Raw genomic sequence first — 13,470 nt, forward strand, 5'->3', positions numbered from 1 at the left:
TCGTCCTCCGCTTGGCGGCGCGGCCCCCAATCCGCAGCCGCCGACCTTTTGACCATTCCCTCCGTATTGAGACCGCCATGAAGTTTTTATCCAACCTGACCATCGGCACCCGCCTCGCCGTGGGCTTTGGCGCCATCGGCGCCATGCTGATCATCATCTCCTGCCTGGGCATTGCCATGCTGGGCAAGATCAACCAGGGCACCGGCCATATCGTGCATGACAGCATGCCGAAGATCGAGCTCGCCAACAGCGTCTCGGCCAACATCAACGACATCGCCATTGCCCTGCGCAACATGATGCTCAGCGCCGATCCGGCCGACCAGCGCAAGCAAACGGACGCCATCCTGGCCGCGCGCCAGGCGGCGGCCAGCAATCTCGGCAAGCTCGCGGACATGCTCGATTCGGACCGTGAACGCGCGCTGCTGGCCAAGATGAACGATGCCAACACGCGCTACGCGCAGGGGCAGGAGGCCTTGCTTGAACTGATCAGGAGCGGCACGCCGGACGACAGCAGCGCCTATCTGTACGGCCAGCTGCGCCCCGTCTTACTCGTCTACAAGCAATTGATTGCTGAACAGATCAGCTTGCAAAACACCCTGGCCAACACGGCGGGCGACAATGCCAATGCCACGTATGCCAACACGCGCACCTTGCTGGTCGGCATGTCGCTGGCGGCCTTGGCCATCGCAGCGGCCTTGGCGTATGGCATCACACGCTCGATCACCGGCCCCGTCGCCACGGCGCTGCAGGTGGCCAACACAGTGGCCGCAGGCGATTTGCGCAGCCACATCACAGTGCAGTCGCGCGATGAAATGGGGCAACTGTTGCAGGCGCTCAAGCGCATGAACGACAACCTGGCGCAAACGGTGGGCACGGTGCGTGCCGGCACGGAAACGATCGCCTCGGCCTCGTCCGAAGTGGCGGCGGGCAGCTTGGACCTGTCTGCGCGCACGGAGCAACAAGCCAGCTCGCTGGAAGAGACGGCGTCATCCATGGAAGAGCTGACCTCGACCGTCAAGCAGAATGCCGACAATGCGCGTCAGGCGCATGTGCTGGCCGACACGGCCTCCGGCGTGGCGCAGCGCGGCGGCGCCGTCATCGCGCAAGTGGTGGCGACCATGCGGCAAATCGACGCCTCGTCGAACAAGATCGCCGACATCATCGGCGTCATCGATGGCATCGCCTTCCAGACCAACATTCTGGCCTTGAACGCGGCCGTGGAAGCGGCGCGCGCGGGCGAGCAGGGCCGCGGCTTTGCCGTCGTGGCCACGGAAGTGCGCAGCCTGGCGCACCGCTCGGCTGCCGCGGCCAAGGAAATCAAGACCCTGATCGACGACTCGACCCGGAGCGTGGCGGCCGGCAGCGAGCTCGTGCATCAAGCCGGCAACACCATGACCGACATGGTCGACAGCGTGCGCCGCGTTACCGACATCATGGAAGAAATCACCTCGGCCAGCGCGGAACAGACGGCCGGCATCGAGCAAATCAACCAGGCCATCAGCGAGATGGACAACGTCACCCAGCAAAACGCGGCCCTGGTGGAAGAGTCGGCGGCCGCCGCGGCGGCCATGCAGGAGCAGGCGGCGACCCTGGCGCAGGTGGTGAGCGCATTTAAACTGGGCGGCGTGCCAGCGGCGACCTTGCCAACACCTGCCGCGCGGCCAGCGGCCGGTACGGCAATGCGCGTGGCCGTGGCAGCGGCACCGCAACGCGCCTGCGCGCCGGCACAGTGGGAGGAATTCTAGAATAGCGCGACGACGGATCACATGAACATAAGATTGAATTTAATCGTATTAAATTCAGTTTTATGTTCACTTTAAAAATTAACTGCGGCGTTCATATTCTTCCAATTAAAAACCACAATCCGCCGGCCGCCGCGACATCACGCGCGACGCCATGCTGCTCGACGTAACCCGTTTCGGCTTCGCCACACGCCAACAGGCGGAAGATGATGTCGATGCCCTGCTGGCGCGCATCGACAAAGCTTTTGCGCAGGTGGCGCCGCTGCTGAACGCAGCCTTGCGGGCACGGATGGAGGAGCACTTGCGCCCGGCTTAAGCACGGGCGTAACTTCACCAGCCGGCTAGGAAAGCTCTCCCCGGATGATTGCCGCGCCTGCGCTGAGCGCATTCAACTTGCCTCTTGCGACCTGGCGAGCCAGGGGCGCCATGCCGCAGTTGGTGCTCGGGTAGAGTTTGTCGGCATCGACAAAGCGCAGCGCTTTGCGCAGGGTGTTGGCGACTTCCTCCGGTGTTTCAATCGTATTGCTGGCCACGTCGATGGCGCCGACCATCACCTTCTTGCCACGGATGAGTTCAATCAGGTCGATGGGCACACGCGAGTTGTGGCATTCGAGCGAGATGATGTCGATATTCGATTTCTGCAGCTTCGGGAAAGACTCTTCATATTGGCGCCACTCGGAGCCCAGCGTATTTTTCCAGTCCGTATTGGCCTTGATGCCGTAGCCGTAGCAAATATGGACGGCCGTTTCGCACTTGAGTCCTTCGATCGCCCTTTCCAGGGTGGCAATCCCCCAGTCATTGACCTCATCAAAGAAGACATTGAATGCAGGTTCGTCAAACTGGATGATGTCGACGCCGGCAGCCTCCAATTCCCTCGCTTCCTGATTGAGGATCTTGGCGAATTCCCAGGCCAGCTTTTCACGGCTCTTGTAGTGGCTGTCATACAGCGTATCGATCATCGTCATCGGACCTGGCAGGGCCCATTTGATCGGCTGCTTGGTTTGCTGGCGTAAGAACTTGGCGTCTTCCACGAAAACCGGCTTCGGGCGGCTCACCGCGCCCACGACGGTCGGCACGCTCGCATCGTAGCGGTCACGGATCCTGACAGTCTCGCGTTTGTCAAAATCCACGCCACTCAGATGCTCGATAAACGTGGTGACGAAATGCTGACGGGTCTGTTCGCCGTCACTGACGATATCGATGCCTGCGTGCTGCTGTTCCTGCAGTGACAAACGCAGAGCATCCTGTTTGCCCTCGATCAATTCCTCGTCCTGTAATTTCCACGGCGACCACAGTTTTTCAGGCTGTGCCAGCCAGGAAGGTTTGGGCAAGCTGCCGGCAGTGGAAGTAGGCAATAATTTTTTCATGTTGAATGCTTTCGTTTATTTTTTTAATCAGAGCGCGTAGTTGGCAGACCATTGTTCAAGAATATTCTTGTATGGTTTGATGAAGTGCTCTTCCGTATATTTGCCCTGCTTGACCGCCAGCTGGCTGCGCTCTTCCCGGTCATAGACAATCTGCGTCAAGGAGTAATCCTGGTTCTTCAGGCTGGGCTGATACAACTTCCCCGCTGCGGAATTGGCGTTGTAAATTTCGGGCCGGTAGATCTTTTGGAACGTTTCCATCGTGCTGATGGTGCCGATCAGTTCAAGATTGCTGTAGTCGGCCAGCAGGTCGCCGATAAAGTAGAAAGCCAGCGGCGCGGAGCTGTTCGGCGGCATGAAATAGCGCACCTGCATCCCCATCTTTTCGAAATATTCATCGGTCGACGAGAACTCATTTTGTTGGTACTCGACGCCCAAGATGGGGTGCTGGTTTTCAGTGCGCTGATAGGTCTTGCTGCTCGAGGCGCTGATGCAGATAACGGGCGGCTTGCTGAAGTGCGCTTTATAGGTGTCTGACCTGACAAAGTGCTTGAACAGCTTGCCATGGAAATCGCCGAAGTTGTCCGGCGTGCCAAACGTGGATTTATTATTGTTGTGCTCTGGCAGCAGCACGCTGAAGTCGTAATCGCGCACGTAGGAGGAGAAGTTATTCCCGGCGATGCCATCGATGCGCTCATTGGTTTTTTTATCGATGATGTTCGGCTTCAATATCTCGATCAATGGAATATTGTCGCCTTCGGCATCGATATTCAACGCGACGGAAATGATTTCAAGCTCGACGGAGTAGCGGTCTGCCTTCGGGTTGTCCCAGTGCGCCAGGCTGTTGAAGCGGCTGTCGATCATTTTCAAGGTATTGCGCAAGTTCTCCTGGCGACGCTCTCCTCTGGCCAGATTGGCAAAGTTGGTCGTCAATCGCGTGCTGTCCGATGGGTGATAGTTTTCATCGAAAACAATGCTCTTGATGCTGAATACAAAATCTTTGCTCATGGTGATCTGTCCTGATGTCTGCGAAAAGGTGAATATGTTGATTGACCGTGGTGATGCGTATCAGGCCGCGACCAGCTCTTCAGCGGTGGCGGATCTCGCATGGCGCGTCAAGCCGATCAAGGGCAAGGCCCGCTGCACCGCCAAGGTGGCGCGCTGGATCAGGGCCTCGTCTTGCAGACGGTAGTCGGTAAAGTCCTTGTCGGTCGCGTAGACGCCCAGCGGCAATGTGCGTGCCTGGAAGAAGCTGAACAGCGGCCGCAACTGGTGGTCGATCATCAAGGCATGGCGCTCGCTGCCGCCGGTAGCCGCCAGCAAGACGGGCTTGTCGATCAAGGCGTCCTGGTCAATGAAGTCGAAGAAATGCTTGAACAGGCCCGTGTACGAGCCACGATAGACCGGTGTCGCCACCACCAGGATGTCCGCTTGCTCGACCGCCGCGAGTTCCCGCTCCACCGCCTCGGGCAGATGGGAGCGCCAGGTTGCGCCGGCCAGCTGCGGCGCGAGCTGCCCCAGTTCGACCAGGCGTTGTTCGCACAGCACTTCCTCAGCGATCAGGTCCATCAGGTGCTCGGCCAGGGCGGCAGCCTTGGAAGGGCGTTGCAGCCCGCCGGAAACGGCGACTAAGCGAAGTGGACGTGTCATGTTTGCTTTCATAGGGAGTGATGCGCGAGGGCTAAGAATGCCAACAGCAAGAGGACGGATGATAACGGCGGGGATCGATGAAGTATAATGGTCTTATTTCATACATCCATGAATATGGCTCATTTCAATGCTTGAACGCATCCACCTCAGCATCGTCCAGCAAGTCGAGAAACAAGGGTCCTTGACGGCCGCCGCAGGCGTACTGAACCTGACCCAGTCGGCCTTGAGCCACAGCATGAAGAAGCTGGAGCAGCAACTGGGCACCGACGTCTGGCTGCGCGAAGGGCGCAACCTGCGCCTGACGCAGGCCGGCCAGTATTTGCTGGCGGTGGCGAACCGGGTGCTGCCGCAACTGGACCTGGCCGAAGAGCGCTTGGGGCAGTTCGCGCAGGGTGAGCGCGGCGCGTTGCGCATCGGCATGGAATGCCACCCTTGCTACCAGTGGCTGCTCAAAGTGGTGTCTCCTTATCTGGCCGCGTGGCCCGACGTGGATGTGGACGTCAAGCAGAAGTTCCAGTTCGGCGGGATCGGCGCGCTGTTCGGCTACGAGATCGACCTGCTGGTCACGCCCGACCCGCTGTACAAGCCGGGGCTGACATTCGAACCCGTGTTCGACTACGAGCAGGTGCTCGTCGTGGCCAAGGGTCATGCCCTGGCGTCGGCAGCCTATGTGAAGCCCCAGCAGCTGACACAGGAAGTGCTGATCAGTTACCCCGTGGACATCGAACGCCTGGACATCTACAACCAGTTCCTGTTGCCGGCCGGCGTCACGCCCAAGCGCCACAAAGCCATCGAAACGACCGACATCATGCTGCAGATGGTAGCCAGCGGCCGCGGCGTGGCCGCCCTGCCGCGCTGGCTGGTCGAGGAATACGCGGCCAAGATGGACGTGGTGCCTGTGCGGCTGGGTCCGCGCGGCATCGCCAAGCAGATCTTCCTGGGCGCACGCGAGACGGACACCGCCATCGACTACGTCAAGGCCTTCATCGCCATGGCGCAAGGAAGCTAAGGTAAAACCGTTGATGCATCGCGATAATCCCAGGCCCGCCGGCAACATCACGCACGCCTATTCCCTGGAAGCCAGTACGAAGGACATTGCTGCGCTGAGCGCGGCGGCGCCGCGGATATTGCTCGGGTCCACCATTGCCATTCCCTACCTGGCACGCGAGGATGACGACGCGCGGCTGGCCGCAGCGCGGGCCGTGCGCAGCCTCGGCTTTGAGCCCATGCCGCATTTGTCTGCGCGCCGTATCGCTTCGCTTGCCGGGTTTGAATTATTCGTCCAGCGCGCGGCCGCTGAAGCGGGCGTCGAGCGCTGCTTCGTCATCGCTGGCGATCCATCGATCCCGGTGGGGCCGTTTGCCGACAGTGCCGCGCTGATCGACACCGGCGTTTTCGAGCGCGCGGGCATGAAAGTGATCGGCGTGGGTGGCCACCCGGAAGGCCATCCGGTGATGAGCAAGGCCGAACAGTGGGAGGTGCTTGAACGCAAGTGCCACAGCATCGAGATGCGTGGCATGGCGCCCTTGATCGTCACGCAATTCGCCTTTGATGCCGACATCGTGTTGACGTGGCTGGAAGCGCTGCGCGCGCGTGGCATCAACCATCCCGTGCGCGTGGGCGTGCCGGGCCCCGCGAGCATCGCAGTGCTGGCGCGCTATGCCGCATTATGCGGCGTGGGCGCCTGCGCATCGATGTGGTCAAAGTACGGGGTCTCAATCGGCAAGCTGTTCGGCACGGCGGGACCCGATCTGTTTGTAGATCGCCTGGCCGCCGGCCTGACAGCAGCACATGGCGAGGTCAGCCTGCATTTCTTTCCATTTGGCGGCATCGTACAGTCGGTGAAGTGGATAGAGCAATACCGTGCTCGTACCGACCCAGGCCTTTGAGCATCCTGTGCGACGACCGCCGCTCTGGTGACATTGCGCCACCAGAGCAATACACCATCCGCCCTGCTTACTCCACCGTCACCGACTTGGCCAGATTGCGTGGCTTGTCCACGTCCGTACCGCGTGCCAGCGCCGTGTGATACGCCAGCAATTGCAGCGCCACCACGTGCAGGATCGGCGACAAATCGCCGTAGTGCTCAGGCAGGCGGATGACGTGCAGGCCTTCGCCGGAGCTGATGCGCGAATCGACGTCGGCGAAGACGTACAGTTGGCCGCCGCGGGCGCGCACTTCCTGCATGTTCGATTTCAGCTTTTCGATCAGGGCGTCGTTTGGCGCGATGGTGACGACCGGCATTTCATTTGTCACCAGGGCCAGCGGGCCGTGCTTCAATTCGCCGGCTGGATACGCTTCGGCGTGAATGTACGAGATTTCCTTCAGTTTCAACGCGCCTTCCAGGGCGATCGGGTAGTGCATGCCGCGACCGAGGAAGAGGGCGTTTTCCTTGCGCGCGAATTCTTCGGACCAGGCGATGATTTGCGGTTCCAGCGCCAGCACGGAAGCGATGGCGACAGGCAAGTGGCGCATGGCTTTCAGGTGCGCCGCTTCCTGCTCTTCGGACAGGTGGCCATTGACTTGCGCCAGGCACAAGGTCAGCAGGAACAGACCGGCCAGCTGCGTCGTGAACGCTTTGGTGGATGCCACGCCCACTTCCACGCCGGCGCGCGTGATGTAGGCCAGCGCGCATTCGCGCACCATGGCGCTGGTGGCCACGTTGCAGATGGTCAAGGTGTGCTGCATGCCCAGGCTGCGCGCATGTTTCAGCGCGGCCAGGGTGTCGGCCGTTTCGCCGCTTTGCGAAATGGTCACCACCAGCGTGTTCGGGTGCGGCACGCTGTCGCGGTAGCGGTATTCGCTGGCCACTTCCACGCTGACGGGTACCTTGGCGATCGACTCGATCCAGTATTTCGCCGTCATGCCCGCGTACGAGCTGGTGCCGCAGGCCAGGATCAGCACGCGGTCGATCTGCTTGAAGATTTTATAGGCGTCGTCGCCGAACAGTTCCGGCATGATGCCCGTCACGCCTTCCAAGGTGTCGCCGATGGCGCGCGGCTGCTCGAAGATTTCCTTCTGCATGTAGTGGCGGTAAGGACCCAGCTCGGCCGCGCCCGTGTGCGCGTGCACGGTTTTCACTTCGCGCTCGACGGGCTTGCCATCAACGTCGACGATCCAGCAGCGCGACAGTTGCAGGTCGACCACGTCGCCTTCTTCCAGGTAGATGATCTGGTCCGTCGTGCCGGCCAGGGCCATGGCGTCGGACGCGACAAAGTTTTCACCATTGCCCAGGCCGACGATCAGAGGCGAACCCTGGCGCGCGGCGACCACGCGGTGCGGTTCGTCGCGGCAGAACACGGCGATCGCATACGCGCCATCGAGGCGTTTGACGGCTTGCTGCACGGTCTCGAACAGGTCGCCGTTATACATGTGCTCGACCAGGTGGGCGATCACTTCCGTGTCCGTCTGGCTCTGGAAGACATAACCGAGGGCCGTCAGTTCTGCGCGCAGTTCGTCGTGGTTTTCGATGATGCCGTTATGCACTAGCGCCACCCGGGCGTTCTCTTCCGTTGGGGAAAAGTGCGGGTGGGCATTGAAGGAGACAGGGGCGCCATGCGTGGCCCAGCGCGTGTGGGCGATGCCCGTGAAACCGCTCAAGCCTTCTTCGGCGATCTGCTTTTCCAGCTCGGCCACGCGCGAGGTGGAGCGCGAGCGCTGCAAGCGGCCATCCGCATGCAGGGCGATGCCGCAGGAATCGTAGCCGCGGTATTCCAGGCGCTTCAAGCCCTCGACCAGGATGGGAGTGATATTACGTTGCGCTACTGCGCCGACGATGCCGCACATGGAAACCTCTGTCTAAAATTTAATCAATGCATGCATGCTAATGCAGAGCGCGTGAAATATGCTTTCTAAATCCGTGTATATTTGACTGAATATTTCACCTCTATTTTATGATGAAATATTATTTCATTTAAACTCGATATATTATCTAATTCATCAAGACCATGAGCGAAGACAACATTACCCTCGACGAAATCGATCGTCGCATCCTGAACGCCTTGCAAATTGATGCATCGCAAACCAACAGTGAACTGGCGCAAGCGGTGCACGTCTCGGCGCCCACGTGTTTGCGGCGGGTCAAGCATTTAAGGGAAAGCGGCGTCATCGAGCGGCAAGTGGCCATCGTCGCGCCGCAGCTGGTGGGCGCGCGCCTGACTGCCATCGTGGAAATCACGCTCGACGTACAGGCGGCGGAGCGCATGGCGGAATTCGAGCAACTGGTGGCGCAGGAAGCGGCCGTGCTGCAATGCTACCGCGTCTCGCCCGGGCCCGATTTCGTGCTGATGGTGCAAGTGGCCGACATGCCCGCCTACCACGCGCTGGCGCACCGGCTGTTTGCCGCGCACGCGAATGTGCGCAACGTGAAAAGCTATTTTTCCACGTTCCGCAGCAAGTTCGAGACGCGCATCGCTGTATGAAGCAAGCGGACAGAACAGTTATCCCTGCTTATCCCTCTCTTTTCACATGCTTATACACAAGTTTATCCACAGTGTAAAAATCGCGGATTTTCACGGCTGCCACATCCGGCCTCGCAGGAGGCCGTTCAATAAATGTGTAGCTACTGCCGTGTAAAAACTTATCCCGTCTTATCCATCGCTTGTCCATGCTTTAAGCACAGGCTTTTGCACAGCTTTACCCACAGCCCATACTTACGAATAACTCTTGAATATCCTTACAATACAATGACTTATAAGTTATTCATCACTTATCCGTAGATTGCACACAAGCTTATCCACAGTCCAGGCAAGCAAAAAATCGGCGATGCTTTTTCAGTCTGCCCGGACTGGCTTGTATGCTGGAGCGGCAAGCTGGGCCAAAAAACTTATCCCGTCTTTTCCACAGGTTCTTGACCGTTTATACGCAGCTTATACCGGGCTTATCCATCACTTGTCCGCATGCTTGTTCACATGTTTATCCACATACAACAATACGGAGAAAATACGGGATGGGAAAAATGGTCGGACTTATCCCGGGTTGTCAGCCAACTCTCCACAGGATTATCCACAGGCGTAAAAAAACGCCGTCAGCCCGGACAGGCTGACGGCGTCATGCGTACCGAGGGCGGTGCGCTTACTTCTTGATTTTCACGGGACGCGTCCAGCCGTCGATGGTCACTTGCCGCGCGCGCGAAACGGTCAGCTTGCCGGCCGGCGCATCTTTCGACAAGGTCGTGCCGGCGCCCAGAGTGGCGCCCTTGCCGACGGTGACGGGCGCGATCAGCTGGCTGTCGCTGCCAATGAAAGCGTCGTCTTCAATCACCGTGCGGAACTTGTTCACGCCATCGTAGTTGCAGGTAATCGTGCCGGCGCCGATGTTGACCTTCGAGCCGATGGTGGCGTCGCCGATGTAGGCCAGGTGGTTGGCCTTGCTGTGCGCGGCGATCTGGCTGTTTTTCACCTCGACGAAGTTACCGATGTGCACGTCTTCCGCCAGGACCGTGCCCGGGCGCAGGCGCGCGTACGGGCCGATGATGGAAGCGGCGCCGACGATGGCGTCCTCGATATGGCAGAAGGGCTTGATGTGCGCGCCGGGCGCCACCGTGGCGTTGATGAAGACGTTGTTGGCGCCCACGCGCACGCCGTCGCCCAGTTCGACTCTGCCTTCAAATACGCAGCCGACGTCGATGGTGACATCGCGGCCGCAAATGAGTTCGCCGCGCACGTCGATGCGGGCCGGGTCCAGCAGGGTCACACCACGCCCGAGCAGCGCTTGCGCGATATTGTTCTGGTGGATGCGTTCCAGCTGGGCCAGCTGCACCTTGCTGTTGACGCCCGCGACTTCCCACACGGCGGCAGGATGCGCCGAGGTGACGGCCACGCCGTCGGCGACGGCCTGGGCAACGATATCGGTCAAATAGTATTCCCCTTGCGCATTGTCATTCGACAAGGCCGACAGCCATTGCTTCAGTTGCACGGTGGGCGCGACCATGATGCCGCTGTTGATTTCCTTGATGGCGCGCTCTACTGGCGTGGCATCCTTTTCCTCGACGATGCGCACGATGGCGCCGTGCTCGCGCACGATGCGGCCCAGGCCGAAGGGATCGTCCTGTTCCACGGTCAAAATGGCCAGCTTATCGTTACCAGCCGCCTGCACCAGCTGTTGCAGGGAAGCGGTACTGGTCAGCGGCACGTCGCCGTACAGGATCAGGGTCGGCACGCTGTCGTCCAGCAAAGGCAGCGCTTGCTGCACGGCATGGCCGGTGCCCAGCTGCTGCGCCTGCTCAGCGGCATCGATCTGCAAGGCATGGTTCACCTTGTAGCCGTCGAGCAACTTCAGCACCGCTGCGCCCCCATGCCCGTAAATCACGCATAATCGGGACGGCGCCAGGCCGCGCGCCGTGTCGATGACGTGCGACAACAATGGCTTGCCCGCCAACGGGTGCAATACCTTGGGCAGTGCCGACTGCATGCGTTTGCCCATACCGGCAGCGAGAATGACAACGTTCATAGACCGTAATTTTATAAGTTAAGAATATGAAAAAGTTTAACACGCAGGCCCCGTTCTCCAGCCGCTTTCGTTACGCCGTGCTGGCCATGCTTTTCATTATCGTCGCAGGCTGCAGCGGCTTACGCCTGGCCTACAACAATGGCGATACCGTGCTGTACTGGTGGCTGAACGCGTATGTCGACCTCGACCGCGACCAGAAGGGCTGGGTGCGCGAGGATATCGACAAGCTGTTCGACTGGCACCGCAAGACGCAATTGAAGGATTACGTGGAAATCCTGCGCACGGGCCAGAAGCAGCTGCAAGGCAATATCACGCAGGCGGACCTGATGGCCGATTACAGCGAGATCAAGCAGCGCACCCAGGCGCTGCTGCTGAAAGCGGCGCCCGAACTGGCCGACCTGGCGCGCTCGCTCAAACCCGAGCAGATCGCGCAGATGGAAAAGAAGTTCAAGTCGAACAATGATGATTACCGCAAGAAATATCTGAGCGGCGACCAGGAGAAGCGCCAGCAACTGCGCTACAAGAAGGCCATGGAGCAATTCGAACTGTGGTTCGGCAGCTTCAGCAGCGAGCAGGAAGCCATCATCCGCAAGGCGTCCGACGCGCGTCCGCTGAACAATGAGATCTGGCTCGACGAACGCATGCGGCGCCAGCAGAATGTGTTGAACCTGGTCAAGAAGGTTCACCAGGAAAAACTCGGCAAGGACGCCACCGTGGGCTTGATCACGACCCTGATCAAGGACAGTTTCGAGCGCCTCGAACATTCGGAGCGCAAGGCCTTCTTCGATGCCTACGAAAGCAGCACGGCGCAGATGGTCTTGACGGTGATCAAAATCGCCACGCCGGCGCAAAAGGCCCACGCCGTCAAGCGCATGCAGGGCTGGATCGACGATTTCAATTCCCTGGCCACACAACCCAAATAGAGAGGCAGCGCCAGCAGGGGCGAGGGGGCCATATGCTATAGTGGCCGCCATCGAATTGAAGAAATCCCCATGCAAAAGAAGATTAAAAAACCCGCCAAAGTCCCTGTCCACCACGCGCCGCCACCGAACCAGGTGCGCATTATCGGCGGCCAGTGGAAACGCTCCGTGCTGCCTGTTTTGCAGGCACTCGGTTTGCGCCCGACACCGGACCGCGTGCGCGAAACCGTATTTAACTGGATCAATCACTTGCGCGACGGCGACTGGGCCAACGCCCAGGTGCTGGACCTGTTCGCCGGCAGCGGCGCGCTGGGTTTCGAAGCGGCCAGCCGCGGCGCCGCGTCCGTCACCATGGTCGACACGCACACGCCCGTGATCCGCCAGCTGGAAGAGAACAAGACGAAATTGCGCGCTGATAATGTCCAGCTGCTGCGCGGCGACGCCCTGCTGACGGCGCAGGGCCTGGGAGCGCGCGGCCAGCGCTTCGACCTGATCTTCCTCGATCCGCCTTACCAGCAGGATTTCCTCGCAAAAGTGCTGCCGCTGTGCGCCAATCTGCTCAAGGAAGGCGGCATGGTGTATGCCGAATCGGGCTTGCCGCTGGTCTTCGATGAAGCGAGCGCACTGGAAAAGCCGGAATGGATGGCGCCGTGGGAAGTCATCCGCGCCGACAAGGCGGGCACCGTTTATTATCATTTGCTAACTTACAACAAAGTGCCGGCAACTGCCTGAATCTGCCTATAAATGAGGCAAAAAGGCTCCCTGGCCCGAGGCGCAGCACCAATTTCAGGCATAATGCGCGTCTATATTGGTGCATCGTCAGGGAGCCGCAATGGTTGTAGCCGTTTATCCAGGAACATTCGATCCGCTCACGCGTGGTCATGAAGATTTGGTGCGCCGCGCATCGGGTCTGTTTGACAAGCTGATCGTCGGTGTGGCCGACAGCAAGAACAAGCAACCGTTTTTCTCGCTCGACGAACGCCTGGAAATCGCCAACGAAGTGCTTGGCCACTATCCGAATGTGCAAGTGGAAAGCTTTTCCGGCTTGCTCAAGGATTTCGTGCGCAAGCACGAGGCGCGTGTCATCGTGCGCGGCTTGCGCGCCGTTTCCGACTTCGAATACGAATTCCAGATGGCGGGCATGAACCGCTACCTGTTGCCCGATGTCGAAACCATGTTCCTGACGCCGTCCGACCAGTACCAGTTCATTTCGGGCACCATCGTGCGCGAAATCGCGGCACTGGGCGGCGACGTCTCCAAGTTTGTCTTCCCCTCGGTGAACCGCTGGCTGCAAAACAAGATTGCCGCCAATGCTGCCTCATCGCAATAAGTAAGAGTGAAATC

General features: G+C 59.7%; 13 protein-coding genes. 8 read left to right on the plus strand and 5 right to left on the minus strand.

The annotated features are described in order from the left end of the window. Positions 1-77 precede the first annotated feature (77 nt). Together JAB6_RS13240 and JAB6_RS29325 are read left to right on the plus strand one after the other, a co-directional pair. Positions 78-1,745: a methyl-accepting chemotaxis protein gene (locus JAB6_RS13240; protein ID WP_070303210.1), complete on the plus strand. Its 1,668-nt coding sequence runs from the start codon at positions 78-80 to the stop codon at positions 1,743-1,745. 151 nt (positions 1,746-1,896) lie between these two features. Further along, positions 1,897-2,058: a hypothetical protein gene (locus JAB6_RS29325; protein WP_175444541.1), complete on the plus strand. Its 162-nt coding sequence runs from the start codon at positions 1,897-1,899 to the stop codon at positions 2,056-2,058. A gap of 25 nt (positions 2,059-2,083) precedes the next feature. On the opposite strand, the gene JAB6_RS13245 is transcribed toward JAB6_RS29325, so the two are convergent. From JAB6_RS13245 to msuE, 3 genes are read right to left on the minus strand one after another with little or no spacing between them, the layout of a single operon-like run. Further along, complete coding sequence (locus JAB6_RS13245) at positions 2,084-3,109, minus strand: methionine synthase (RefSeq protein ID WP_034752611.1); 1,026 nt, start codon at positions 3,107-3,109, stop codon at positions 2,084-2,086. A 27-nt stretch (positions 3,110-3,136) separates the two neighbouring features. Then, the gene (locus tag JAB6_RS13250) at positions 3,137-4,114 is read right to left on the minus strand and encodes a DUF1852 domain-containing protein (protein WP_070303211.1); all 978 of its coding nucleotides are present in this window, start codon (positions 4,112-4,114) and stop codon (positions 3,137-3,139) included. Between the two features lie 60 nt (positions 4,115-4,174). Beyond that, a complete protein-coding gene (gene msuE, locus JAB6_RS13255) occupies positions 4,175-4,756 on the minus strand; it encodes an FMN reductase (protein WP_070303212.1) in 582 nt (193 codons plus the stop codon). Between the two features lie 127 nt (positions 4,757-4,883). On the opposite strand from msuE, the gene JAB6_RS13260 reads away from it, so the two are divergent. Beyond that, positions 4,884-5,765 carry a LysR family transcriptional regulator gene (locus JAB6_RS13260; RefSeq protein WP_070303213.1) on the plus strand — a complete coding sequence of 294 codons (882 nt, stop codon included), beginning with the start codon at positions 4,884-4,886 and terminating at the stop codon, positions 5,763-5,765. Between the two features lie 13 nt (positions 5,766-5,778). After that, positions 5,779-6,645: a methylenetetrahydrofolate reductase gene (locus JAB6_RS13265; protein WP_070303214.1), complete on the plus strand. Its 867-nt coding sequence runs from the start codon at positions 5,779-5,781 to the stop codon at positions 6,643-6,645. Between the two features lie 67 nt (positions 6,646-6,712). Here the strand turns inward: JAB6_RS13265 and glmS are convergent, their stop codons facing one another. Further along, positions 6,713-8,542: a glutamine--fructose-6-phosphate transaminase (isomerizing) gene (gene glmS / locus JAB6_RS13270; RefSeq protein ID WP_034782627.1), complete on the minus strand. Its 1,830-nt coding sequence runs from the start codon at positions 8,540-8,542 to the stop codon at positions 6,713-6,715. 161 nt (positions 8,543-8,703) lie between these two features. Here glmS and JAB6_RS13275 point away from each other — a divergent pair, with 161 nt between their 5' ends. After that, on the plus strand, positions 8,704-9,177 hold the full coding sequence (locus tag JAB6_RS13275) for an Lrp/AsnC family transcriptional regulator (RefSeq protein WP_034752625.1): 474 nt from the start codon (positions 8,704-8,706) through the stop codon (positions 9,175-9,177). A gap of 652 nt (positions 9,178-9,829) precedes the next feature. On the opposite strand, the gene glmU is transcribed toward JAB6_RS13275, so the two are convergent. Then, a complete protein-coding gene (gene glmU, locus JAB6_RS13280; protein ID WP_070303215.1) occupies positions 9,830-11,206 on the minus strand; it encodes a bifunctional UDP-N-acetylglucosamine diphosphorylase/glucosamine-1-phosphate N-acetyltransferase GlmU in 1,377 nt (458 codons plus the stop codon). A 26-nt stretch (positions 11,207-11,232) separates the two neighbouring features. On the opposite strand from glmU, the gene JAB6_RS13285 reads away from it, so the two are divergent. The 3 genes from JAB6_RS13285 (at position 11,233) to coaD (ending at position 13,456) form a co-directional block, all read left to right on the plus strand. After that, entirely contained in the window at positions 11,233-12,129 is an 897-nt protein-coding gene (locus JAB6_RS13285) for a DUF6279 family lipoprotein (protein ID WP_034752628.1), read from the plus strand. A gap of 69 nt (positions 12,130-12,198) precedes the next feature. After that, complete coding sequence (gene rsmD / locus JAB6_RS13290; protein WP_139143379.1) at positions 12,199-12,858, plus strand: 16S rRNA (guanine(966)-N(2))-methyltransferase RsmD; 660 nt, start codon at positions 12,199-12,201, stop codon at positions 12,856-12,858. 100 nt (positions 12,859-12,958) lie between these two features. Then, positions 12,959-13,456, plus strand: a complete 498-nt coding sequence (gene coaD, locus JAB6_RS13295; protein ID WP_034752633.1) for a pantetheine-phosphate adenylyltransferase — start codon at positions 12,959-12,961, stop codon at positions 13,454-13,456. The last annotated feature ends 14 nt before the right edge of the window (positions 13,457-13,470 follow it).

The organism is Janthinobacterium sp. HH104, assembly GCF_001758715.1.
GTDB lineage: Bacteria > Pseudomonadota > Gammaproteobacteria > Burkholderiales > Burkholderiaceae_D > Janthinobacterium > Janthinobacterium aestuarii.